General features: G+C 72.3%; 22 protein-coding genes. 10 read left to right on the forward strand and 12 right to left on the reverse strand.

Annotated features, from left to right (window positions below):
* Positions 1 to 48: 48 nt before the first annotated feature.
* From HFV08_RS23525 to HFV08_RS23540, 4 genes are read right to left on the reverse strand one after another with little or no spacing between them, the layout of a single operon-like run.
* On the reverse strand, positions 49 to 705 hold the full coding sequence (locus HFV08_RS23525) for a PIG-L deacetylase family protein (protein ID WP_168542157.1): 657 nt from the start codon (positions 703 to 705) through the stop codon (positions 49 to 51).
* Positions 702 to 2,132: a pentapeptide repeat-containing protein gene (locus tag HFV08_RS23530; protein WP_168542159.1), complete on the reverse strand. Its 1,431-nt coding sequence runs from the start codon at positions 2,130 to 2,132 to the stop codon at positions 702 to 704. The genes HFV08_RS23525 and HFV08_RS23530 overlap by 4 nt, the downstream gene beginning before the upstream one ends.
* Positions 2,123 to 3,022: a sugar phosphate isomerase/epimerase family protein gene (locus tag HFV08_RS23535; RefSeq protein ID WP_168542161.1), complete on the reverse strand. Its 900-nt coding sequence runs from the start codon at positions 3,020 to 3,022 to the stop codon at positions 2,123 to 2,125. The genes HFV08_RS23530 and HFV08_RS23535 overlap by 10 nt, the downstream gene beginning before the upstream one ends.
* Complete coding sequence (locus tag HFV08_RS23540) at positions 3,019 to 4,596, reverse strand: class I adenylate-forming enzyme family protein (protein ID WP_168542163.1); 1,578 nt, start codon at positions 4,594 to 4,596, stop codon at positions 3,019 to 3,021. Before HFV08_RS23540 ends, HFV08_RS23535 begins: the two co-directional genes overlap by 4 nt.
* A 1,088-nt stretch (positions 4,597 to 5,684) precedes the next feature.
* On the opposite strand from HFV08_RS23540, the gene HFV08_RS23545 reads away from it, so the two are divergent.
* Both HFV08_RS23545 and HFV08_RS23550 read left to right on the forward strand, forming a co-directional pair.
* Entirely contained in the window at positions 5,685 to 6,446 is a 762-nt protein-coding gene (locus HFV08_RS23545; protein WP_168542165.1) for an aspartate/glutamate racemase family protein, read from the forward strand.
* On the forward strand, positions 6,446 to 7,624 hold the full coding sequence (locus HFV08_RS23550; protein ID WP_168542167.1) for an acyl-CoA dehydrogenase family protein: 1,179 nt from the start codon (positions 6,446 to 6,448) through the stop codon (positions 7,622 to 7,624). The genes HFV08_RS23545 and HFV08_RS23550 overlap by 1 nt, the downstream gene beginning before the upstream one ends.
* A gap of 11 nt (positions 7,625 to 7,635) precedes the next feature.
* On the opposite strand, the gene HFV08_RS23555 is transcribed toward HFV08_RS23550, so the two are convergent.
* The 5 genes from HFV08_RS23555 to HFV08_RS23575 all read right to left on the reverse strand — a co-directional run bounded on the left by HFV08_RS23555 (position 7,636) and on the right by HFV08_RS23575 (position 11,742).
* Positions 7,636 to 8,211, reverse strand: coding sequence for an AAA family ATPase (locus HFV08_RS23555; protein ID WP_168542169.1), 576 nt, complete (start codon positions 8,209 to 8,211; stop codon positions 7,636 to 7,638).
* A 266-nt stretch (positions 8,212 to 8,477) separates the two neighbouring features.
* Positions 8,478 to 9,137 carry an HAD family hydrolase gene (locus HFV08_RS23560; RefSeq protein WP_168542171.1) on the reverse strand — a complete coding sequence of 220 codons (660 nt, stop codon included), beginning with the start codon at positions 9,135 to 9,137 and terminating at the stop codon, positions 8,478 to 8,480.
* 33 nt (positions 9,138 to 9,170) lie between these two features.
* Positions 9,171 to 9,899, reverse strand: a complete 729-nt coding sequence (locus tag HFV08_RS23565; RefSeq protein WP_168542279.1) for an amino acid ABC transporter ATP-binding protein — start codon at positions 9,897 to 9,899, stop codon at positions 9,171 to 9,173.
* A gap of 50 nt (positions 9,900 to 9,949) precedes the next feature.
* A complete protein-coding gene (locus tag HFV08_RS23570; RefSeq protein ID WP_168542173.1) occupies positions 9,950 to 10,855 on the reverse strand; it encodes an amino acid ABC transporter permease in 906 nt (301 codons plus the stop codon).
* Complete coding sequence (locus HFV08_RS23575; protein WP_168542175.1) at positions 10,852 to 11,742, reverse strand: ABC transporter substrate-binding protein; 891 nt, start codon at positions 11,740 to 11,742, stop codon at positions 10,852 to 10,854. The genes HFV08_RS23570 and HFV08_RS23575 overlap by 4 nt, the downstream gene beginning before the upstream one ends.
* Before the next feature lie 273 nt (positions 11,743 to 12,015).
* Here HFV08_RS23575 and HFV08_RS23580 point away from each other — a divergent pair, with 273 nt between their 5' ends.
* On the forward strand, positions 12,016 to 13,038 hold the full coding sequence (locus HFV08_RS23580) for an LLM class flavin-dependent oxidoreductase (protein ID WP_168542177.1): 1,023 nt from the start codon (positions 12,016 to 12,018) through the stop codon (positions 13,036 to 13,038).
* Positions 13,039 to 13,089: 51 nt separating this feature from the next.
* On the opposite strand, the gene HFV08_RS23585 is transcribed toward HFV08_RS23580, so the two are convergent.
* Positions 13,090 to 13,557, reverse strand: coding sequence for a winged helix-turn-helix transcriptional regulator (locus HFV08_RS23585; RefSeq protein WP_168542179.1), 468 nt, complete (start codon positions 13,555 to 13,557; stop codon positions 13,090 to 13,092).
* Positions 13,558 to 13,649: 92 nt separating this feature from the next.
* On the opposite strand from HFV08_RS23585, the gene HFV08_RS23590 reads away from it, so the two are divergent.
* From HFV08_RS23590 to HFV08_RS23610, 5 genes are all read left to right on the forward strand, one after another.
* Complete coding sequence (locus HFV08_RS23590) at positions 13,650 to 14,144, forward strand: PaaI family thioesterase (RefSeq protein WP_168542181.1); 495 nt, start codon at positions 13,650 to 13,652, stop codon at positions 14,142 to 14,144.
* A 146-nt stretch (positions 14,145 to 14,290) separates the two neighbouring features.
* Positions 14,291 to 15,559: a bifunctional 3-oxoadipate enol-lactonase/4-carboxymuconolactone decarboxylase PcaDC gene (pcaDC, locus tag HFV08_RS23595; RefSeq protein ID WP_168542183.1), complete on the forward strand. Its 1,269-nt coding sequence runs from the start codon at positions 14,291 to 14,293 to the stop codon at positions 15,557 to 15,559.
* A 103-nt stretch (positions 15,560 to 15,662) separates the two neighbouring features.
* Positions 15,663 to 16,295 carry an MBL fold metallo-hydrolase gene (locus HFV08_RS23600; RefSeq protein WP_168542185.1) on the forward strand — a complete coding sequence of 211 codons (633 nt, stop codon included), beginning with the start codon at positions 15,663 to 15,665 and terminating at the stop codon, positions 16,293 to 16,295.
* Between the two features lie 53 nt (positions 16,296 to 16,348).
* Positions 16,349 to 17,128 carry an exodeoxyribonuclease III gene (locus HFV08_RS23605; RefSeq protein WP_168542187.1) on the forward strand — a complete coding sequence of 260 codons (780 nt, stop codon included), beginning with the start codon at positions 16,349 to 16,351 and terminating at the stop codon, positions 17,126 to 17,128.
* Positions 17,125 to 17,973, forward strand: a complete 849-nt coding sequence (locus tag HFV08_RS23610) for a pentapeptide repeat-containing protein (RefSeq protein ID WP_168542189.1) — start codon at positions 17,125 to 17,127, stop codon at positions 17,971 to 17,973. The genes HFV08_RS23605 and HFV08_RS23610 overlap by 4 nt, the downstream gene beginning before the upstream one ends.
* Before the next feature lie 26 nt (positions 17,974 to 17,999).
* Here the strand turns inward: HFV08_RS23610 and HFV08_RS23615 are convergent, their stop codons facing one another.
* Entirely contained in the window at positions 18,000 to 19,769 is a 1,770-nt protein-coding gene (locus tag HFV08_RS23615; RefSeq protein ID WP_312885799.1) for an SGNH/GDSL hydrolase family protein, read from the reverse strand.
* Between the two features lie 165 nt (positions 19,770 to 19,934).
* Between HFV08_RS23615 and HFV08_RS23620 the strand changes: the two genes are divergently transcribed.
* Positions 19,935 to 20,375 (forward strand): DUF6278 family protein, encoded by a 441-nt coding sequence (locus tag HFV08_RS23620; protein ID WP_168542191.1) that lies wholly within the window; start codon positions 19,935 to 19,937, stop codon positions 20,373 to 20,375.
* A 720-nt stretch (positions 20,376 to 21,095) separates the two neighbouring features.
* Here HFV08_RS23620 and HFV08_RS23625 read toward each other — a convergent pair.
* Positions 21,096 to 21,875, reverse strand: a complete 780-nt coding sequence (locus HFV08_RS23625; protein ID WP_168542193.1) for a LapA family protein — start codon at positions 21,873 to 21,875, stop codon at positions 21,096 to 21,098.
* A 102-nt stretch (positions 21,876 to 21,977) separates the two neighbouring features.
* Here HFV08_RS23625 and ggt point away from each other — a divergent pair, with 102 nt between their 5' ends.
* Complete coding sequence (gene ggt, locus HFV08_RS23630; protein WP_168542195.1) at positions 21,978 to 23,786, forward strand: gamma-glutamyltransferase; 1,809 nt, start codon at positions 21,978 to 21,980, stop codon at positions 23,784 to 23,786.
* The last annotated feature ends 11 nt before the right edge of the window (positions 23,787 to 23,797 follow it).

A 23,797-nucleotide genomic window follows, 5' to 3' on the forward strand; every position in this document is an offset into this window, starting at 1 on the left:
TCTTCCGTGTGGTGGCAACCGGAGTACGTGTGGTCGTCGCCGACGACGTCAGCCGAGGAGGGGGAAGGGGCGGTCCGTGCGGGCCCGCCGCACCAGGAGGGCCTCGGCGGCGGGTGCTCCGACCGCGAGCCCGTGGTGGCGGGCCAGCAGTTCGACCGCGTCCTCGTCCAGCCCTCGAAAGCCCTGGCCGGCGTAGCTGTAGCAGCGCAGTGCCCGCTTCTTCCGGTCCAGCTGGTCCACCACGGGTACGTACAGGTTCGGAGTGAACTCGCTGTGCCGTACGGTGCGGAACTCGTTGGGCCCGAACTGGACGAGCCCGGTGTCCGGCCAGCGCCGGGAGGAGGAGACCACCGCGTCGGCCAGGCGTACGTGGTCCCGGTGGGAGTCGCCCTCCCAGTGCGTCAGGACCGCGGCGGGCCGCGTCTTCTCGACCAGGGTGTCGATCAGCCCCACCAGCCGGTACTCGGGGATGTCCTCGACCTGGTCGTACCGGCCCTCCGCGAGCCAGTGGAGGCGGTGTCCGAGGATCTCGGCGGCCCTCTCGGCCGCGGCTCTGCGCTGCGGACGCAGCGCGGGGTCGTGCTCGGACACGGTCGCGAAGGCCACGGTCACCTCCGAGCCCCGGTCGCAGAGCTGGGCGACCGTCCCTCCCACCGCCAGCTCCGCGTCGTCGGGGTGGGCGGCGACGACGAGTACGGGGTTCATGTGGACCCCTTGCGGCTGGTCGCCAGCGTCTCGGCGAAAGCGTGCAGGAAGACGCGCAGTTCCTCGGCGTTCGGGCCGCCGGAGTCGGTGACCGCCTTGTCCAGCCCGGGGCAGCGGTCGGCGAAGAGGGGCGCCTTGACCCCGGCCAGGGAGACGCCGTGTGCGACGACCTTGACCCAGGTGGACTCGTAGAGCGCGGCCCCGTCCAGGACGGCTCCGGTCAGGTCGGACTGGCTGAAGCGGCTGTAGGCGCAGTTGGCGCCCGCCAGTTGGGCCTCGCGCAGGTCGGCGGCGACGATCGCCTGGACGAGGGTGCTGTTGCGCAGGTCCGCGCCGCGCAGCCGCATCCCGCGCGGCGGGTCGCCGGTGATGCAGGCGCGGTAGAGGTTGGCGTTGCGCAGCCGCGCGTCGCTGAGGTCGGTGTCACGGGCCGTCAGGCACCGGCCGATGAGCGCGGTGAGATCGGCGCCGGAGAGATCGCTCTCGACGAGGTGCAGGTTCTCCGCGGTGGCTTCGCGCAGGTCCGCGCCGCGCAGCGAGGTCGTCGAGATCTTGCCGTCGGAGAGCGCGGCGCCGGCGAGGTCGGCGCCGTTGAGCGCGGAGCGGCGGATGCGCACGCCGGTGAGGTCGGCTCGGCGCAGTACGGCCCCTTCCACGGCGACGTCGCAGAGGTCCGCTCCCACGGCGGCCAGGCCCGCGGCGGACCAGCCCCGTCCGCGGACCGTGTCCACCCGCAGACCGGGCAGGCTCGCCTCGGCCAGCACCAACTCGTCGGCGCAGGTGAGGCGTTGCAGCACCAGCCCGTGCCCGGTCGCCGCCCGCAGCGAGGTGCCGCGCAGGCTCGACTTCGTCACCGTCGTCTGGTCCAGACGGGCCCGGTCCAGACCGGCGTGATCGAGGAGGCACTCGTTGAGGGTGGCGCCCTGCAGATTGGCTCCGGGCAGGGAGGCCCGGCTCAGATCGCACTGGTAGAAGCCCGCGCCCGCCAGCTGGGAACCGCCCAGCTGGACGTCCCGCATGCTGCACCCGTGGAAGAGGGTGCCGGTGGCGTCCCGCAGCCCCGTGAGGTCGGCCCCGTCGAGTCTGCAGGTCTGCACCGCGAGCGCGTGGACGTAGGCGGCGCGCAGGCTGGCCCCGGCGAGGTCGGTGCGCTCCATGCCCGGGCACACCATGGTGACCTCGCTGAGGTCGGCGCCCTGCAGGACGGTGCCGTGCAGGACCGCCCGGTTGAGCGTGGCGCGCCGCAGATCCGCCCCGCTCAGGTCGAGACCGGCGAGGTCCGCCTCCACGAGGTCCAGTCCGCGTCCGGTGGTGTCGAGGAGGGACTGGGTCGTCTCGGACAGCTTCTTGAGCGCGGCGGAGCGCGCCTTCGGGCTCTCCGCATGGGCTACGGCAAGACAACATTCGGTGTGCGCGGTCACTGCCACGGTTGACGCCCTCTCCTGTCGAGGTCCTGGTCGTGCGCGGATGCGGTGCCCCTGCCGACGCGGGCGCGGGCGTCGTGATCCCCGAGGAGCTCGCGCAGCCAGGCACCGGTGCGCGCGGCCGTCTCCTCGTCCCACCTGGGGCCGTGTTCGAGCACCAGGACCGCCGGTGACGCCCGGGCCAGGAGCTCGGGGAGCACCGCCGGCAGGTCGAGGTACCCGTCGCCGGGCCGCTGGTCGGGAAGAGCCGGCTCGTGCCCGTGGACGGGGTACCGCTCGGCGGTGGTGTTGTACACGTGCATGCTGCGGATCGAGCGCCCGAGGTGCCGGGCGAACCGCACGGGACCGTAGGGCGGGCCGAGGAGGTGGGCGTGCCCGAGGTCGAGGCAGAACCCCAGCTCCGGGCGGCCGTCGAGGGCGGCGCGGTACTGCTCGGGTGTGCGCAGCAGGGGATTCGGGGAGAGGTTCTCGATGAGTACGGGGACCCCGTATGTCCTGGCGAGCCCGGCCAGGCTGTCCAGGAACCCGTCGCGGGCGGCGGCGAAGCCTTCCGGCCGGAACGGCGGGTAGGGGCTGGGGAAGTGGACGACGACATGGACGGCGTCGATCCGGGCCGCGCAGCGGACCGTCTCGGTCACGAGGCGGAGCGCCTCCTCGGCGTCGCCGGGCTCCGGACCGGTGGGCGCGAACCTGCGCAGCGGCTGCGGCCCGTCGTAGGGGACCGGGGTGTGCAGCGCGGGGCGGACACCTGTCCGGCGGCAGAAGTCCGTGATCGCGGGCAGGGCGCCGGACGGGTAGTTGTAGAACTCGACCACGTCCGGCTCGAAGTGCCTGAGCCGGTCCAGGGCGTCCGGGTCGGCGAGCGCGCTCGTCGAGACACCGAGCAGGGTCATGGGGCACCACCCGCCAGGCGCAGGGCCAGCTCCCGCGCGGCGAGGCGGTCCGCCTTGCCGGTCCGGCCCAGCGGGAGTTCGTCGACGGTGTGCACCTGGTCCGGCAGCTTGTACGGCTCCAGGCGCTCGCGGCCCCACGCCCGCAGCTCCCCGCGGGGCGGCACCGGCCGGGATCCGCGGACGACCAGCAGATGGGTGCGCTCGCCGAGATCCGGATCGGGCACCCCGACGGCGAGGCACTCGGTGCACGCGGGGTGGCTCGCGTAGCAGTTCTCGATCTCCAAGGGGGAGATCTTGATGCCGCCGCGGGAGATCAACTGCTTGGTGCGTCCGCCGAGTTCGACCAGTTTGTCACCGGGCCGCAGCCGGGCGAGGTCGCCGGTACGGAGCCAGCCGTCCGTGAAGGCCGCACGGGTCTCCCGCGGGTCTCCCAGATAGCCGGTCATCACATACGGCGTACGGATCCACAGGTCCCCGGTCTCCCCGGCGGGACACTCCTCGCCCTGTTCGTCCGCGACACGGAAGGAGACCTGGGGGCTCGGGGTGCCGATGGTCCCCGCGCCCTCGTCGTACGCCTCCGGGGTGAGGATGAAGTCGGAGGTCGAGGTCTCGCTCAGTCCGTACACGTCCGCGAGCCCGGTGTGCGGCAGAAGCTCCCTCAACCGCCTGCCGAGTCCGGCCGACAAGGGCTCCCCACCGGCGATGATCAGTCCGGGCGAGACCCGTTCGGCCAGCAGCTCACGTGGTGCCGCGGAGGCGTCGAGGGCACGGGCGAGCAGGCGGAGCATGCTGGGGACCATCGCGATACGGTCGGTCCGCGAGGAGCCGAGCACCTCCAGTACCCGCTCCGCGTCGAACCGGGGGAGCAGGCGCAGGGAGCCGCCGTGGGCGAGGGTGAGCAGCGCGGTCCACTGCGCGAAGCTGAAGTTGAGCTGAAGTACCTGGGTGGTACGCGACCCGGGGGAGAAGGGCAGCACCTCCTGTATCGCGGCGAGTTTGCCGGCGAAGGCCGCGTGGGAGAGCACCACCCCCTTGGGCTGTCCCGTGGAGCCCGAGGTGAAGACCACGAGGGCCTGGTCGCCGTCGAGTTCCTCCGGCGGGGCGAAGTCCTGAAGCGCCGCGGGGGAGGTGCCGCCCTGGGAGAGGCGCAGCCATGCCGCGCTCGGGCGGGCGGGGTCCGTACGCGCCGGTTCCGTACGCCCCGGTGCTGGCAAGGGCGTGAACGCGTCCCAGGCCGGGGGGTGATGCGGCGGTGCTCCCAGCAGCAGCCGGGCGCCGGTGCGCCGAGCGGTGGTGACGACAGCCGCGACCGGTGAATTGCGGTGTACGGGGACGACCGCTGCCCGGGCCTTCCAGGCCGCGAAATGGCAGACGAGGTCCTCTGCCCGGTTGCTCACCGCCACGAGGACGGGGCGCCCCGGTTCGTGGCCGGCCGCTTTCAGCTCCGCATGGAGACGATCGGCGTCCTGCGCCAGTTCGCGAAAGGTGAGCCTGCGGGTGCCGTCGTCCAGAGCTTCCTGGGAACCGAAGCGTGCGCAGGCGTCGGCAAGCATGTGGTCGAGGCGTACGGGCATGGTCGATCCTCCCTCCGCATGGTGGGGGCCATGGGAGTTCTTCACCGAATTCGAGAGGTTTCCAGGAGGACTGCTGAAGAGGAGATCGCTGTGAATGTGAATTCCGCAGGGCTGGGCACGGGAAACGAGAGACTTTCAGCAGGATTCTGCGGAGGCGTGGTGACGCGGTACTCGTCGGCGGGTGCAGAGAAGTGAAATCCGGATGTCGGCTCTCTTGTTATTCCGTCGCACCGGACGACGACGGAAAGCAATCTACCCGGACTCTCTGGATTTGATACCACCCGAAACTCCCGGGGAAATCACCGCAAGCGGTTCGGTCGGTTTTGGTGCACTTTGCGGTGGCCGGAAATATGCTTCGGGCATCAGGCCGACAAGGTGCGGGGCGACTGTCGTGGCCCTCCTGGCGAATGAAGACGGTGACGCTTCGCGTTCGGACGAACGCGGTCGCGTCGGGTTGGCCCGAGAGGTGATCTCTACAGGTCGTGCGCTTCTCGGAGCTCTTCCTCGACGAAGAAGGGCCCAGTCGAGATGCTGACTCCCCGTGACCAGGGGGCGGCAAAAGTTGAAGAAGGCTCAACTGAGGCGGAGGGTGCTCGTGCTCGGCTGTGCTTCCCCGTGTTGCCTGGCGAGGCAGCCAATTCAAGTCGCCGTCGGCAGGTAACTGGAAGTAGTCGAGTCCGTTGTTTCTTCTGTGTGACATCACAGTGGGTCACTTTCGGCGGGTTTCCGTGCGGCCACCCCGCGCCGTTCTTGCCGTGGCGAGCGGTGCCCGCGCTCCCGGGGTGCGACCTCCGTTCCCTCCGGGCCGATCGCGCCGAGTCGGCACTTCAGGCCGCGACGCGCCTTCGGCCCTCCGGATTGCGGACTGCGCCGCGGGCCGTGCGTGAGGCCACCCGCGGCCGCCCCGGCAATGTCCTCGTACGGCGCCGTGAATTGAACACAAGGGGTGATATCCGGTGGCGATCAATCGTTCTCCCCGTGCCTTTCCGGCCTCTCCGGCTGCCCGTTTCGGAAGATGCCCTGCCCGTTTGGTGAGAGATTTTCGGGAATACTTGCCGCCGACCGCGGCGCGGGTACAGTTTCCTGCCATGACCCGCTCGCGATCGGTCGATCCGGATCACTCGAACCACACGGACGAGGCGCGATGTATCGGCCTCATCGGAGGCATGAGCTGGCCCTCCACGCTGACCTACTACCGCGAGATCAACGAGAGAGTGGGCCGCATTCTGGGCGGCTCGCATTCCGCGCGCCTTGTCATCTGCTCGGACGACTACGCCGAGATCGAGCGCATGCAGCTGCACGATGAATGGGAGGCCGCGGGAAGCCGCCTGGCCCACTCCGCGCGGAGGCTGGAGGCCGCGGGCGCCGATCTCGTCGGGATCGCCTGCAACACGATGCACCGTGTCGCGGCCGAAGTACGCGAGGCCACCGGCCTGCCCCTGGTCGACCTCGTCGAGTCCGCGGCGGATGCCGCGCTCGCCCGCGAGGTCAAGAGCGCCGTGGTGCTCGGCACCCGCTTCACGGCGGCGATGCCCTCCTACGCTCAGGCGCTGCGGAGCCGCGGCATCATCTCGCAGCCCGTCCCCACCGACGTCCAGGTCGCCCTCGATCGGATGATCTACGACGAACTCTGTCTGGGCAGGGTCACCGAGGAATCGCGCCGGCTGCTGAAGGAGATCATCTCCTCCGCGGTGGCCGCGGGTGCGGACGGCGTCCTGCTCGCCTGTACCGAACTCGGTCTCCTGGTATCGGAGTCCGACCTCGACGAGGCGGTCCTCGTCGACACGGCCGAGGTCCACATCGACGCGCTCGTCTCGGCCTCCCTGGGGCGGCGGAGCGTGGCCGGCTGATGGCGTCGACAGCGCTGCCGAAGGAGTGTCCCGGCTGCGCGGCGGACCTCCCCGGCGCCGACTCCGCGACACCCTCGCCCACCTGTGAAGGCCTCCTGTGCAGGATCGCCGAAGCCGCCGAGAAGACCGAGCAGAGGGGACGGCCGAGCGGGGATCTGCTGCGGGACCTGGTCGCGCACGGCTGCCTGCGCCTGACCCTGGCGCGGAAGTACGGCGGCACCGAGACCGCTCTCCCGGAACTCCTGCGCACGCTGCGCGAAATCGCCGTCGCCGACGCCTCCGTGGCATGGAACGTCATGGTCTGGGCGCAGTCGCAGATCACCTTGGCGCGACTTCGGCTCCCCGCCTTCGAGAAGGTGGTGGGATCCGGTCCCGACGTCGTGGTCTCCGCCACCTCCGCGGGCGACGGCAGCGTCACCGACGCCGGTGACGGCCCGCGCCTGTCCGGTTCCTGGCGGTTCACCAGCGGGGTCCACCATGCCGAGTGGGTGCTCCTGCACTGCCGCGCCGCCCTGGGCGAGGGCGAGGAGGCGCAGGGCGTACTCGTGCGAAAGCCGATGCTCCGCGTGGACTCCTCCTGGGATGTCCTCGGTCTGCGCGGCACCGGCAGCGAGACGGTCCATGCCCGGGAAATCCCCGTCGCCGAAGAGGACCTCTACCCCCTCCAGGGACACCTCTCCGCGGCGGCGACCCCCCACAGCCTGCTGCCCGTGCGACCGGCCTTCGCCCTCCATACGGCGGCGGTGGCCATCGGCACCGCGCAGGCCGCCCTGGCCTGCCTCACCGCGCCCCCGCAGCAGACCGGCAGAGGACAGGAGGACGGCCGCGATCTCCTACAAGAGTGGCAACTCGGCGACAGGAGGGCACGCCTGGATGCCGCACTCGCCGGACTGGAACACCAGGGGCGCGGGGCATGGTCCCTGGTCGCCTCGGGCGGCGCGCTGACCGCCGGTGACGCCACCGCCCTGGCCGCTGCCGCGGTGCACGGCGTGGGGACCGCGGTGGAGATCGGCCTGTGGTGCTTCCAGAACGCGGGAAGCGCCGCGCTCTTCAACGGCACCCCTGTCCAGCGGCGTCTTCGGGACCTGTTGGCCATCGCCCAGCATGCCAACGTCCGCCCCTCGCAACTCGCCGACTTCGGCAGGCAGTTGATGGCACCTCAGAGGGGTGAGGGATGAACACCCCTTCCTCACGCGGTCAGCAGACCGAGGACCGCGGTCGCCGTGGACCCGACGTCCCCCTCGTTCGTCACCCGCAGGGCCGGGACCCCCCACGAGGCGCTCACTTGGTCCGTGTGCGCGCCCAGCAGTCGCTGCCGACGCGCGATCAGGTCGACACGCTCCGACCGCGCCTCCGCCGACAGGTCGAGCCAGCGGCGCGTCCGTCCGGACAGGGCGTCCGCGCGGAGCCGGGCGTCTATCTGCGCGGCCGATGCGGTGAGCAGGACGATTCCTCGCAGCAGGGAGATCCAGGGGCCCCCGCAGTCCACGGGCTCGACTCTTTCGAACGTCAGCAGATGTGCGTCGAGGAGAAGAGGACCGGGAGTGCCGGTGATGGCCTCGGTGAGCAGTGCGTGACTCGCGGAGATCCGCTGCCGCAAGGGGAGGGAATCCAGCGCCGAATAATCCCCGGGTGCCAATCCGAAGTGGTCCATGAGGGCGGTGGAGGCGGAGAAGTACCGGCAGTCGGGCGCGGCTCTCAATACTTCCGCGACAACCGTCGATTTGCCGACCCCATTGACTCCGGTGACCAGAACGCACGGCATGGTGTCCCTCGTCTCGCCATTGACCTCGTCAATTGGCCTGCCTAGGCTGAAGAAGTTCTACCAGCTCCGTAATTCCCCTCGGAAGGAGAACACATGCGGCACAAGCAGATCATCGTCCTCCCGTCCGCTCCCCGGACCTGTCGTTCGGGCTTGAAGCTGGGATCCCGCAGGCCCGCCCCGGGTTCCGCTGCCAAGCCGAAGCCTCCGTCCCAGTAGGACGGTTGCTGCCGCCGCCCGACTCACGTCAGGCGGCGGTCCGCTGCCGTTCAGCGCCCGCCCTCGTTGAACTCGGCGATGAGCTCGGGGAGTTGGGCAAGGGAGTCGATCTGCATCGTGGCGGGTACGGAGTCCGCCGGGGCGCCGGACGGCATCAGACCCCAAGGCCCGCGCCGGATCCACGCGGCCAGCAGGCCCGCTCGCAGGGCGGGGTGGACGTCATTGCGCAACTGGTCGCCGACGTACAGGATCTCGTGCGGTTCGGCGGGCGCCGCGTCGACAAGGTGCCGGAAAAAGGCGGGATCCGGCTTGGAAATGCCCCGGTCGCCACTCGCGGTGACCAGATCCGCCGGCAGGCGCAGCGCGCGCAACGATGCGGCGACATAACGGCTCTGATTTCCGGCGATACCGACCCAGAGACCGTTCTCGCGCAGGGCGGAGAGTGCCGGGCGGACATCGGAATACAGATCCTCCTCACCGCAGCACTCGCTCACGCCTGCGGCATCCCGCCGTGCCCGCTCCTCGGCCAGGTCGAAACCGGGCCGGAATATCTGGAAGGTCTCGCGGAAGTCGCGCCCCTGTGCGACAACCGCGCCGAACACGGCGGAAAATGTGTGCCGCGGTACCCCCAGCCAATCCGCCCAGGCACCGTACTCCCGAGTCCTGTCGAGCAGGCATTCCCCGATATCGAAAACCACCGCGCGAATCATGGTCGCATTTTAGGGCGAACGGCCGCGCTGCGGTCAGAGTCGGCCGGAGTCCGTGAAGCGCCGCAGGAAGCGACGCGTGCGTTCCTCGCGCGGGGCGTGGAAGATCTGCTCGGCGGATCCGCGTTCCAGGACCACGCCCGCGTCCAGGAAGCACACCTGGTCGGCGATGTCGCGGGCGAAGGCCATCTCGTGCGTGGCCAGCACCATGGTCATGCCCTGCTCCTTGAGGTCCCGTACGACCTCCAGGACCTCCGCCACCAGTTCGGGATCGAGGGCCGCGGTGATCTCGTCGAGGAGCAGCAGCCGGGGTCGCACGGCCAACGCCCGCACGATGGCGGCCCGTTGCTGCTGTCCGCCGCTCAACCGGTCGGGGTAGGCGTCGGCCTTGGCGCCGAGGCCGAGCCGTTCCAGGAGTTCCCGCCCGCGTTGCTCGGCCTCCGCCCGGGGGACGCCGTGCACCCGGCGCGGGGCGAGGGTGATGTTCTCCAGCACGCTCATGTGCGGGAAGAGGTTGTACGCCTGGAAGACCACGCCGATGCGGCGGCGCACCGCGTCCTGGTCCACGCGGGGATCGGTGATCTCCTCGCCGTCCAGCCAGATCGCCCCGTCGTCTATCTCCTCCAGGAGGTTGGCGCAGCGCAGCAGGGTCGACTTGCCCGAGCCGGAGGCGCCGATGAGCGCGGTGACGGTGTGCGGGGCGACCTCCAGGTCCACCTCGCGCAGCACGAGGCTCTCGCCGAAGGTCTTCCGTACGGACCGCATGCGCAGTACGGGCCCCGGGTCCGCGGTGTCCGGGCCGCCGGGTCGGTCGCTCACAGCAGGCCTCCTTGTGCGCGGCGGCGGTCCGTCCGCGCGGTGACCCAGTCGGTGAGGCGGGTCATGGGAATGGTCAGCGCGATGAAGAGCAGCCCGGCGACCAGGTACGGGGTGTAGTTGAGGCTGCGGCCCACGATGATGTCCGCCGCCCGCACCGCGTCGACCGCGCCGCCGATCGAGACGAGCCCGGTGTCCTTCTGCAGGGACACCAGGTCGTTGAGGAGCGGCGGCACCTGGCGGCGGACCGCCTGGGGCAGGACGACGTGCCGCAGGGCCTGCCGGTTGGTCAGCCCCAGCGAGCGGGCCGCCGCCCGCTGCGAGGGGTGGACGGACTCGATGCCCGCCCGGAAGACCTCGGCGACGTAGGCGGAGTAGGTGAGGGTGAGCGCGGTACCGCCGAGCAGTACGGGATCGACGCTCACGCCCTGGAGGCGCAGCGCGGGCACCCCCAGGACCACGATCATCAGATTGATGATGAGCGGCAGCCCGCGGAAGAAGTCGGTGTAGGCGGCGGCCAGCGCGCGCAGCGGGAAGAAGACCGGCCCCGGCAGGGTCCGGGCGACGGCGATGAGCATCCCGAGGACCAGGACCGCGGCGCCGCAGACCAGCAGCAGCCGGACGTTGAGCCAGAGCCCGTCCAGTACCAGCGGCAGCGCCTCGCGCGCGTAGCCCGCGTCGAAGAAGGTCTCCCGGGTGCGGGACCAGCCCGGCGCGTTGACGACGACCAGGACGAGTGCCGCCGCCGTCACGAGTGAGGAGAGCGCGGCGACGGCCACGGCACGGCGGGACCGGGTGCGCTTGTACCGCTCCCGGGCGAGACGGCGTTCGGAGGGTACGTAGGGGTCCTGGCCGCCCGGCGCGAGCGGTTCGCCGCGGTCCGGCTCCTCCTTCGCCAGGGTCACTTGAGCACCGGCACGTCGGCGGCCTCGGTGAGCCACCGCTTCTCGATCTTCGCGAGCGTTCCGTTCTCGCGCAGGGCGTCCACCGCCTTCGAGACGCAGGAGGTCAGCGCGCTGCCCTTGTCGAGGACGAGGCCGAACTGCTCGGGCGCGCTGCCCCGTTCGGCGAACTGGCCGACGATCTCCGCGTCCTCCACCTCGGCCGCGGTGATGTAGAAGGCCGTCGGCAGGTCCACCACGATGGCGTCCACCTGGCCGTTGCGCAGCGCGGACTTGGCCTGGTCGTTCTTGGCGAAGGCGGCGGCATCCCGCCGGGGCCGCACCACGTCGTCGATGACGTCCAGGCTGGTGGTGCCGACCTGGGCGCCGAGCTTCACCTTCTTCAGCGCGGCGACGGTCTTCGCCTTCGCGGCCGGTGAGCCCTTGAGGGCGACGACGGCCTGCCGTACGTCGTAGTAGCCGGCGGAGAAGTCCACCGCCCTCTTGCGCTCCTCGCTGACGGAGACCTGGTTGATGTCGAAGTCGAAGCTCTTGCGGCCCGGGGCGAAGGCCTTGTTGAAGGGCACCGTCTGCCACACCACCTCGGCCTTGCCGTAGCCGAGTTGCTTCGCCACGGCGTAGGCGGTGGCCGACTCGAAGCCCTTGCCGTTCGCGGGGTCGTCGCCCTGGAACCAGGGCTCGTACGCGGGCTTGTCCGTGGCGACGGTCAGCTTGCCCGCGGTCTCCGTCCTCAGTGCTCCCCGGTCGCAGCGCTCCGGGCCGCCGCCGGAGTCCGGGGCCCCCTCGTCGTCCGGCTGCGGGGCGCAGCCGGCCACCGCGGCCAGCAGGGCGAGGGCCGCGAGGCTCCGGGGTATGCGAGGACCGTGAGAGTTCCCGAGGACGAGATTCATGCCGGGAGACTTACCGCGCGAAGCCCTGCCTGTCGAGACCGCGGAGGGCCGATCCCGCATGCTGGGAACGGGTGTTGCGATCTCGTGAACGCTCACGGGGACGCGGCCCTTTCGCGATGCCCGCCGTGCCCGTCCGCGGTGCGCTCTTCCCGCAGGCCACGGCCCTGCCGGGGTGTTCCGGCCGCCCATCCGCGCGGGCGTCCCCAGTCGGCCGCGCTCGTTACTCTCGCTATGCGGGGCTGTGCGGCCCCTGCCGGGCGGAATCGGGTGGGTATGGGTGACAGGCCGCTGAAGAAGCTGGGGTTCCTCACGATCGGGCTGTTCGACGAGGACGATCCGGCCCGGGGCCACGAGAGCACGCTGCGCACGCTGGAGCGGGGCGAGGAACTCGGCTACGACAGTGCGTGGGTGCGCCATCGGCACCTCCAGTACGGCATCGCCTCACCGGTCGCGGTCCTCGCCGCAGCCACCCAGCGCACCCGCCGGATCGCCCTGGGCACCGCGGTCACCCCGCTGGGCTGGGAGAACCCGCTGCGCCTCGCCGAGGACCTGGCGACCGTGGACATCCTCTCCGGCGGCCGCCTCAACCCGGGTGTCAGCACCGGTGCCCCGACACACTACGAGCGGGTCAGGGAGGCGCTCTATCCGGACACCGCGGACACCGAGGACTTCGGCTATACACGGGTGCGGCGGCTCCTGGACCACCTCGCCGGAGAGCCGGTCACCGGCTTCCGCGGCACGGAGGGTATCGAGTCCTTCTCCGACCGGGTGCAGCCGCGTTCCCCCGGTCTGCGGGAGCGCATGTGGTACGGCGGCGGCAGCCTGCGCTCGGCCCGCTGGGCGGGGGAGAACGCGATGAACCTCCTCACCAGCAGCGTCGTCAAGGCCGAGGAGCAGGAGGGGCCCTGGGACTTCGCCGCCCTCCAACGCGCCCAGATCCGCGCCTTCCGGGCCGCCCATCCCGCCGGGGAGGCCGCCCGGGTCTCCCAGGGACTCGTGGTGATCCCCACCGACTCCGCCGACGCCGCGCAGCGCGCCAGGTACGCGGAGTACGCGGCGGCGCGGCTGCCCCGTACCGTCCGTCCGCAGGGCCCGGCCCGGCTGCTGTTCGCCCCGGACCTGGTGGGCCCCTCCGACTGGATCGCGGAGCGCCTGCGGGCGCACGCGGCCTTCCGCGAGGTGGACGAGGTGGCCTTCGCGCTCCCGTTCACCTTCGGCGAGGAGGACTACGAGCAGATCCTCACCGACATCGCCGGCCGTCTCGGCCCCGCGCTCGGCTGGAAGCCGGGCGGCTGACCGCCGACGCCGTACGCCCCGGCCCGCCCCGGCCCCTCCACGCCCGGCGTCTCACTCCCGGCGGCGTGCTCCGGGGCCCGGCCGGGCGGTGACCTGCCGGGGGGTCAAGGCGTCGTGTTCCTCGGCGCATTCGACGACCACGCGGACCGGTGCTCCGCACCCCGTGTGGCGCATGTCCAGGACCGGGCCCTCGGGATCCGGGGCGTACGTCTCGCCCCACTGGCGCAGGGCGACGAGCACGGGCCACAGGTCCCAGCCCTTGCGGGTCAGCCGGTACGCGTTGCGGGAGCGGCTGCCCGGCTCCCGGTAGGCGACGGTGGCCAGGATGCCGGCCGCGGTCAGCTTCCGGAGCCGGTCGCTCAGGACGGCCTCGGAGACGCCGATATGGCGGCGGAAGTCGTCGAAGCGGCGTACCCCGCTGGCGGCGTCACGCAGGATCAGCAGCGTCCACTTCTCCCCGACCAGATCCAGTGAGCGCTGGACGGGGCAGTTCTCCGTACTGACGTCGAGCCACTCCATGTCCCCATCCTAGGCGCTGACTTCGGCTTTGACAGCCAGCGCCGGGGCGGGCTAACTTCGCTCGACAGAGTCAGCCGGGAGGATGCCGAGACATGGGACGCTCACGCACGTACGAGTGGGAGGACCCCTCGATCACCGCCGCCGTCGTGGGGCGCGTCTCCGGCCTGGAGTTCCTGCGCGAGATCCAGGCGGGCCGCCTGCCCGGGCCGCCCGTCTCGGCGACCCTCGACTTCACCCTCGACGAGGTGGACGAGGGCAGGGTGATGTTCGCGGTGATGCCGGGCGAGGAGCACTACAACCCGCTCGGCAGCGTGCACGGCGGCGTCTACGCCACCCTGCTCGACTCGGCGGCCGGATGCGCCGTCCACTCCACCCTGCCGCCGGGGATGGGGTACACCTCGCTCGACCTGACCGTGAAGTTCCTCAAGCGGATCACCGCGGACACCGGCCGGGTGCGGGCCGTCGGCACGGTGGTCAGCCGGGGCCGGCAGACCGCGCTGGCCGAGGCGAGGCTCCTCGACGCCGGCGACCGCCTGCTCGCCCACGCCACGAGCAGCTGCCTGCTCTTCCCCCTGCCCGCCGCGTAGCGACACCCGCCCCGTAGCGGCTGAGGGAGGGCGCGGCCCGGGAGGAGCCGCCGCCTCGGCGGGTCCGGCGGCGCCCGTGCGGGGCGGAGCCCGCCAGATCCACCCCGGCGGTGTGACATCTCGTGACAGATGAGAGGGTCGGCCGCGTGAGTGAGACGACTACTGAGGCCCTGCAGTACCGCTTCGACGGGCCCGACGACGCTCCGGTCCTGATCCTGGGGCCGTCCCTCGGCACCACCTGGCACATGTGGGACCGGCAGATACCCGAACTGTCGCAGCAGTGGCGGGTGTTCCGCTTCGATCTGCCCGGGCACGGCGGCGCACCGGCGCATCCCGCCGAGTCGGTGGAGCAGCTCGCCGACCGGCTGCTCGCCACCCTCGACGAGCTGGGGGTGCACCGCTTCGGCTACGCGGGCTGCGCGCTGGGCGGCGCGATCGGCACCGACCTCGCGCTGCGCCACCCGGACCGGGTCGCCGCGCTCACCCTCATCGCCTCCTCCCCGCGCTTCGGCACCGCCGACGAGTTCCGCCAGCGCGGGGTGATCGTCCGCACCAACGGGCTCGACCCCATCGCCCGCACCTCGCCCGAGCGCTGGTTCACCCCGGGCTTCGCCGCCAACCAGCCCGCGATCACCGAGTGGGCCGTGCAGATGGTGCGTACCACCGACCCGGGCTGCTACATCGCCGCCTGCGAGGCGCTCGCCACCTTCGATGTACGGGGCAGCCTCGACCGGATCGGGGTGGAGACCCTGGTCCTGGTCGGCTCCGAGGACCAGGTCACCGGGCCCGCCGCGGCCCGCACCCTGGTCGCGGGCATCCCGGACGCCCGGCTCGCCGTGGTGCCCGGCGCCTCGCACCTCGCCCCCGTCGAGCAGCCGGCCGCCGTGACCGACCTGCTCGTACGCCACTTCTCCACCTCCTGGCAGGAGGCCCCCGGCACCCCGCCGGTGCCGGTCAAGCCGGTGCTCAGCCCGCCGCCCGCGCCGGTCGCCGAGATCGCCCCCTTCGAGGAGCCGGTGGCCGAGGCGGTACCCGCCGACCAGTACGAGGCCGGGCTCAAGGTGCGCCGCGAGGTCCTCGGCGACGCCGAGGTCGACCGGGTCCTCGCCGAGGCGGAGGGCTTCGCGGAGGACTTCCAGCGGCTCGCCACCCGCTACGCCTGGGGCGAGGTGTACAGCCGCCCGGGCCTGGACCGCCGGGCCCGCAGCTGCGTCGCCCTTGCCGCGCTGGTCGCGGGCGGCCACTGGACGGAACTCGCCGGCCACACCAAGGCCGCCCTGCGCAGCGGGCTGACCCCCGACGAGATCAAGGAGGTCCTCCTGCAGACCGCGGTGTACTGCGGGATGCCCGCCGCCCACCAGGCCTTCCGCATCGTCCAGGAGGTCGTACGGGAGGAGACCACCCCGCGCGAGTAGCCCCCGGCGGCGGGCGGCGCGGGCGGGCCGGGTGCCGGGCCGGTGGCCGAAACACCCGGCCCGGGCGCTCTGCCCGGGTGGCGGCGCGTAGCAGGATGGCGGCATGAAGCTCACCAAGAAGACGCACTCCTGCGTCCGGCTCCAGTCACCGGCGGGCACCCTCGTCATCGATCCCGGCGGTTTCACCGAGGAGGACGCGGCACTCGGCGCCGAGGCGATCCTGGTCACCCACGAGCACCCGGACCACTTCGACGAGGGACGGCTGCGGGCCGCCATGGAGGCCGACCCCGGGACCCGGATCTGGACCCTGCGCGCGGTCGCCGACAAGATCGGTCCCGCCTTCCCCGGCCGGGTCCACACCGTGGGCCACGGCGACACCTTCACCGCGGCGGGCTTCGAGGTCCAGGTCCACGGCGAACTGCACGCGGTGATCCACCCGGACATCCCGCGGATCACCAACGTCGGCTACCTCGTGGACGGCACGGTCTTCCACCCCGGCGACGCCCTGACCGTGCCGGACCAGCCGGTGGACACCCTGCTGCTCCCGGTGATGGCCCCCTGGAGCAAGCTCTCGGAGGTCGTCGACTACGTACGCGAGGTCCGCCCGCGCCGCGCCTACGACGTGCACGACGCCCTCCTGACCGACCTGGCCCGGCCGATCTACGACCGGCAGATCGGCTCCCTCGCCGAGGCCGAGCACCTGCGCCTGGCACCCGGCGGTGCCGCCGAGATCTGAGGCCGGCCGGCGGGCGGGCCGGGTTGTCGGTGGGGCCGGGTAGGTTGGGGCCCATGCGCATCGCCACCTGGAACGTGAACTCGATCACCGCCCGCCTCCCCCGGCTGCTCGCCTGGCTGGAGAACAGCGGAACCGACGTGCTGTGCGTGCAGGAGACCAAGACCACCGCCGAGCAGTTCCCCACCGACCAGCTGCGCGAGCTGGGCTACGAGTCCGCGGTGCACGCCACCGGCCGGTGGAACGGCGTCGCGGTCGTCTCCCGCGTCGGCCTGACGGACGTGGCCCAGGGCCTCGACGGCGACCCGGGGTACGAGGAGGTGGCCGAGCCGCGCTCCGTCGCCGCCACCTGCGGCGGAGTGCGGGTCCGCTCGGTCTACGTGCCCAACGGCCGCGAGGTGGGCCACGCCCACTACGCCTACAAGCTGCGCTGGCTGGAGGCGCTGAAGCAGACCGTCGCCGCGGACGCCGCGGGCCCGCTGCCCTTCGCCGTCCTCGGGGACTACAACATCGCCCCGGCCGACGAGGACGTCTGGGACATCGCCGCCTTCGACGGCGCCACCCATGTCACCGAGGCCGAGCGCGCCGCCCTGACGGCCCTGCGCGAGACCGGCCTCAGCGATGTGGTCCCGCGCCCCCTCAAGTACGACCACCCCTTCACGTACTGGGACTACCGCCAGCTCGGCTTCCCGAAGAACCGCGGCATGCGCATCGACCTGGTCTACGGCAACGCCCCCTTCGCCAAGGCCGTCTCCGACTCCTATGTCGACCGCGAGGAGCGCAAGGGCAAGGGCGCCTCCGACCACGCACCCGTCGTCGTGGACCTGGAGCTGTGAGCGCCCGGCAGGAGAGCACCCCGGTTCCCGGGGCGGAGGGCCGCCGGAGCCTCGGCCTGGTCTCCGACTGCGGCGACTGCTTCGGGCTCTGCTGCGTGGCGCTGCCCTTCGCCGCCTCCTCGGACTTCGCCGTGGACAAGGCGGCGGGCACCGCCTGCGCCCAGCTGCGCGAGGACTTCCGCTGCGGCATCCACGCCCGGCTGCGCGAGAGCGGCTTCCCGGGCTGCACCGTCTTCGACTGCTTCGGCGCCGGCCAGAAGGTCTCCCGGCACACCTTCGGCGGCCGCGACTGGCGCAACCACCCGGACAGCGCGCGCACCATGTTCGAGGTCTTCCCGGTCATGCTTCGGCTGCACGAACTGCTCTGGTACGCCACCGAGGCGAGCGAACTGCCCGCGGCGGTTCCGATCCGCGCCGAACTGCGTGAGATCTGCGCCGAGTTGGACCGGCTCAGCCGCGCCGAGGCCGCCGAGCTGCTCGCCCTGGACGTGCCCGCGCTGCGCGAGCGGGTCAACTCCTTCCTGCTGAAGGCGGGAGAGCTGCACCGCGCTGGGGCTCCGCGCAAGGGCCGCGACCACCGGGGCGCCGACCTCTTCGGCGCCCGGCTGCGCCGCGCCGACCTGCGCGGGGCGAGCCTGCGCGGCGCCTGCCTGGTCGCGGCCGATCTGCGCGGCGCCGACCTCCGCTTCGCCGATCTGATCGGCGCCGATCTGCGGGACGCGGACCTGGCGGGCGCCGACCTCACCGACACGGTCTTCCTCACCCGGTCCCAGCTCGCGGCGGCCAGGGGTGACGGCCGCACCCGGCTCCCCCCGGCCCTGGACCGCCCCGCGCACTGGAACTGAGCCCGCCAAGTCCCCGCCCCCGGGCCTCAGTTGCGCAGCAGCCCCAGCTCCACCGAGTCGGCGAGCGCGGCGAGCCCGGCCTCCGAGGGGTGCAGATGGTCGCCGCTGTCGTAGGCGGGCGCCAGCCGGGCCTGGTTTGCCGGATCGCGGAGCACCGCGTCGAAGTCGAGCACCGCGTCGAAGCCCGCGCCGGTCCGCAACTCGGCGTTCACGGCGGCCCGTTCGGCCTCCACCTGGGCCGTGCACCTGCTCTCGCCCTGGCAGGGCGCGATGGTCGCCGCGAGCACCTTCAGCCCGCGCGCCCGGGTCCGCGCGGCGATCTCCCGCAGCCCCGCGCTCACCTGGTCCGCCCGCGCGCCCCACCGCACGTCGTTGACGCCCATGAAGAGGATCACGGTACGGGCCGAGGTCTGGGCCAGCACGTCCCGCTCCAGGCGGTTGAGGGCGCTGACCCCGCCGGTGTCGGTGCTGACGCCGTCGCCCGGGTAGCGGTCGGAGAGCACCCGGTTCGCGGAGATGCCCTGGTTGAGCACCCCGTACCGGGGGACCTCCCGCTGGCCGCGCAGCCGGTCCGCGAGCAGGTCCGGCCAGCGGCGGTTGGCGCCCGCCGTGGTGCGCTCCCCGTCCGTGATGGAGTCGCCGAGCACCACCACGGAACCCGGGCCGCCGCCGACGTCCACCCCGGCGAGCAGCGGCCAGTTGGTGAGCGTCCCGGTGTACGCCTCGCCGGTGCGCTCGGCGGTGTGGTCGCCGCCCTCGCTGAGGTAGGACTCCTGCACGGCGAGCTGGTGCAGCGGCGCCGAGGCCACCGTCCCCGGCAGATGGAAGCTGACCAGAAGGTTGCTGTCGGCGGGCACCTCGAAGTCCAGCGGATCGCTGAGCGCCTGCGCCCCGGCGGCGATCCGGGTCCCGGTGGCCCCGCCGAAGCGCAGCGGGCGCGGGTCCGAGGCGGCGGTGGCCCCGGACTCCTGCACCGCCACACTCGCCCCGCCGATGTCCACCGGAGCCGAGGCGAAGGTGTTGTCCAGGCGCACCCTGACCCGCGGCCCGCCCGCCGAGGTGTGCACCACCAGGCGCAGACTGCGGTCCGCCCAGGGCCCGACCGCGGGCTGCCCGGAGGTGGCGGCGGCCCAACTCCCGCTCCAGTCGGGGGACTCGCTCTGCACCGAGGCCGCGAAGACGTGCAGATCGGGCCCGTTGTCCCGGGGCAGCTCGACCGAGGCGAGGGCGCGCCGCCGCTCCAGCGGCACGGAGACGGTGTACAGCTTCGCCTGCTCGGTGAGCTGGCCGCCGGGGGAGTTCACATGGGGCAGCGCCACGGCCTTCGAGCCGAGCGGTCCGGTGCGCCAGTCCGGGGCGCCCAGCGTGAAGCTCTGCCGGGAGCCGTCGCGGTAGCGCAGGGTGCCGGTGCCCGTCGCGGGGCCGCCGGTCGCGGCGACGAGCAGGGCGAGCGAGGAGCCGCGGCCGGTCAGGCGTACCCGCTGGCCGTCGGCGACGAGGTTGTCGGGGCGCCCCGGCGCGTAGCGGGGGAGGGTGAAGGTGGCGCCACCGAGGGTCAGGGTGCGGCCCGGGGTCCAGCCCGCCGCGGCGAGATCACCGGCCGAAAGTGCGTTTCCCGCCCCGTCGAAGCCGGCGCCGGAGGGCCGCCCGTCCACGCCGACCGCGGTGTTGTCGTAGAGCCGCTCCAGCGGCTGCCCGGTGGCGGCGGACTCGGCGCGCGCGGTCCCCGGGGGCCAGGGCGGCAGGGCCAGAAAACAGGCGAGTACGGCAGCCGTGGTCCACAGGCGAGGGCGCACGCGTGCTCCTTGCGGTAGCAGGAAGGGATCGAGGCGCCATGAACGTAGGAAGACGACAGGAACGCGTCAATGAGCCACGCATGAACGCGGCGCGAACAGGCGCGTACGTCACCGGGCCGCGCGTGCCTGTGGTGCGGGGGTGCCGGGCAGTGTCACCCTGGCGGTATGAACATCCCCTTCTTGGACAACTGGCGCAAGCGGCAGGCGGAGCGCCGCGAAAGCGGTCTCGCGGGTGTGTTCGAGGACGATCCCGAAGGGGTCGGGGAGCTGCTCTCCGAGTGCGAGCTGCTGCGCTCGCAGGCCGCGGTGGCCGGTCTCACGCTCGACGACTCACCCGCCTCGCTCCAGGCCCTCGACCAGCTCCTCCCGCGCTGGCGCGAGGATCCGGAGCTGCTGCCCTGGCTCGGCAACGACGCCGGGCTCTATCTCGGCACCGTGATCACTCGCGGTGTGCCCGGCGCGCGCTGGCACGTGTGGCCCGGCGGCCATCCGGTGGTGCGCCTCGCCTCCGGCCGCGAGCTCCAGGTCGTCGAGGCGGGCCTGGACTGGGCGGTCAACGGCGCCCCCGAGCTGACCCAGATCTACGCCGAGGCCGCCGAGGCCTGAACTGCGCGGGCCGGGCCCCGGGAGCCCGGAGGACGCGGGGGAGCGGCGCCCCGGGACGCCGTCGTATCGGGTGCCCGAAGGGCGGGGAGTCCGGGGATCCGGTAGTGCGAAGAGCCAGGATTCCTGAAGATACGGTTAATCGAGATCAGTGCGTGTCGTCCAATAAGTCCCATATTGCGGTGGATAGTTTGCGCGGACCGACACAGAAAGTGGGCAGGACTTGGCATGGTTGTCGATCTTCTGATCGCGCTGAGTGACGTCGAGGCACCTATCCGGCAACGGCCCGCCCGCCAGGTCCTCGGACCCGGGCACCTGGCCGGGCGGGCGAGGGCCCGCGGACCAGGGAGGAAATCGACCGGGTACGGCAGGTGCCCGGTCCGCCAGTAGCTCGCAGGGCCGAGCCCGCCCGGCAGCAGCCGGAGATCACTCCTCGCGCAGCGGCACCGCCACGAACCAGTGTGCGGAGCCCGGCGGGAAGAAGGTCAGCTGCACCGCCACCGGTCGGGTTGTGCTCATCGCGGAGCGGGACAGCAACCGCCGGACGCCGCACGCGCACCGGACTGTCCGGCTCGCCGAGGCCGAGCGGCACCACGCCACCTGAGGATGGCGGGGGTGCCGCTCCCTTGGTTCCGGGGGGAGTGCATCGCGGGGGAGGGTGCCGCGCGGTGGCGAGGGGCGGTGGCGAGGGGCGGAGACCGCACGGTGTGCTCGTGGTCCGCCCTAGCTTTCGCTCTTCTCGCCCTTCCCGTCCTTGCTGTCCTTCGTGTCCTTCGCGCTCTTGGCCGTGGCGGTGCGCGCCTTGCGGGTCACATCGGCGACCAGTTCGACCACATCGGGGCCGTACGCCTGGGAGTTGACCACCTTGAGGAGCAGGACGAAGGGGCGGCGCCCGTACCTGCGGTGCAGACGCTGGTGGTGGCGGGCGAGATAGCGGGCGGCCGCCTGGTGGGTGATCGCGCGCTGGCCGCAGAAGAGGAAGGCCGGGCGCTCCTCGGGCCCCTCCCCGGCGGTGAGCCGGGCGAGCAGGACGTACTCGGTGACGCCCTGCTCCATCGGGTAGGTATCGCCGCCTATCCGGAACTCGCCGTGGCGGGGCCCCAGTTCGGGATCCGAGTGCACCCGTACGCCCGGCAGCAGCGACCGCAGATGCAGGGCCATCCGGCGGCTCGACTCCGGGCCGCCGACGCAGAACTCGGTGCGCTCCCCGAGGCTCTGCAGGGGCGCGTCATGGCCGTGGACCTGCGCGTGCGCGCCGCACTCCTTGATGAGCGGGGAGAGTTCGAGCAGTGCGAAGACGTCGTGACGGGTGACCGTGAACTCCGTGGCGCCCGCCTCCCGGTCGACCACGAGCAGGCACTCCGCGCTGGGCGGCAGACCGAAGAAGGACTGCCTGCGGCGCAGGCCCCGGCGCCACAGCGAGGAGCGGAGCAGCCAGCCGAGGGCGGCGCCGAGGACCGCCACCGCCAGGCCCAGCAGGATCAGGCGCAGTTCGTCTGTCATGGGCGCGCATGCTAGCGGCCGAGGGCACGAAGGTTCGAGAGGTCCTGGAAAGGGGTCAGGGCTCCGGCTACTCTGCGGGGACGCTTGCCACTGGAGGTACGGATGCGCCGCCCGCTCGCGCGGAAACTCTCTCTACTCGCCGCTGCCGCCACCCTGGTGGGGATCGGCGCGACGGCGCCCCCCGCCGCCCCGGACACCGGTGGGGAGCCGGAGAAGTCACCGGTCGCCGTCGGCCACGGCGGGGTGGTGGCCAGCGTCGACGCGGACGCCTCGGCCGCGGGCATCGAGGTGCTGCGCAAGGGCGGCAACGCGGTCGACGCCGCCGTGGCGACCGCCGCCGCCCTCGGCGTGACCGAGCCCTACTCGGCCGGGGTCGGCGGAGGCGGCTACTTCGTCTACTACGACGCCCGCACCCGCAGCGTGCACACCCTGGACGGCCGCGAGACCGCACCCCTCTCCGCCGACAAGGGCCTCTTCCTGGAGGACGGCAAGCCGATCCCCTTCGACGACGCCGTCACCAGCGGGCTCTCGGTGGGCACCCCGGGGACCCCGGCCACCTGGCGTAGCGCCCTCGACGCCTGGGGGAGCAGGCCGCTCGGCGCGGTGCTGCGCCCGGCGGAGCGGCTCGCCCGGCACGGCTTCACCGTGGACAAGACCTTCCGCCAGCAGACCGCCGACAACGCGGACCGCTTCAAGGACTTCCCGGCCAGCGCCGAGCTCTTCCTGCCCGGCGGCGCCCCGCCCGCCGTCGGCAGCACCCTGAAGAACCCCGACCTCGCCCGCACCTACCGCGAACTCGGCCGGCACGGCGTGGAGTCCCTGTACCGCGGAGGGATCGGCAAGGACATCGTCCGTACGGTGAACAAGCCGCCGGTCGACCCGGACTCGGGCCGCACGGTACGGCCCGGGGCGCTGACCACCAAGGACCTCGCGGCCTACCGGACGAAGCGGCAGGCGCCCACCCGCACCTCCTACCGCGGGCTCGGCGTCTACTCCATCGCCCCGTCCTCCTCCGGCGGCACCACCGTCGGCGAGGCCCTGAACATCCTGGAGGGCAGCGACCTCGCGAAGCTGTCCGAGGAGCAGTATCTGCACCGCTACATCGAGGCGAGCCGGATCGGTTTCGCCGACCGCGGGCGCTGGGTCGGCGACCCGGCCTTCGAGGACGTCCCCGCCAAGGAGCTGCTCTCCCAGCGCTTCGCCGACAGCCGGGCCTGCCTGATCAAGGACGACAAGGCGCTGTCCAGCCCGCTCGCGCCCGGCGACCCCCGCCACCCGGCCGACTGCGGCACCGGGGACAAGGCCGCCCCCACCACCTACGAGGGTGAGAACACCACCCACCTCACCGCCGCCGACAAATGGGGCAACGTCGTCTCGTACACGCTGACCATCGAGCAGACCGGCGGCAGCGGCATCACGGTCCCGGGCCGCGGTTTCCTGCTCAACAACGAGCTGACCGACTTCTCCTTCGCCCCCGCGGACCCGGCCGTCCACGACCCCAACCTGCCGGGGCCCGGCAAGCGCCCGCGGTCCTCGATCTCGCCGACCATCGTCCTCGACGCGCAGCACCGCCCGGTCCTCGCCCTCGGCACCCCCGGCGGCGCCACCATCATCACCACGGTGCTCCAGACGCTCACCAACTTCCTGGACCGCGGCATGCCCCTGGTCGACGCGATCGCCGCGCCCCGCGCCAGCCAGCGCAACCAGGCGACCACCGAACTCGAACCGGCCCTGTGGAACAGCCCGTTGAAGGACCGGCTCGGCCAACTCGGGCACGCCTTCACCCAGAACCCCGAGATCGGCGCGGCCACCGGGGTGCAGCGTCTCGGCGACGGACGCTGGCTCGCCGCCGCCGAGACCGAACGCCGGGGCGGCGGCTCCGCCATGGTGGTCCGGCCCGACAACCGGTAGTACGACGCGAC

Origin of the sequence: Streptomyces physcomitrii (genome assembly GCF_012273655.1) — a bacterium.
GTDB lineage: Bacteria > Actinomycetota > Actinomycetes > Streptomycetales > Streptomycetaceae > Streptomyces > Streptomyces physcomitrii.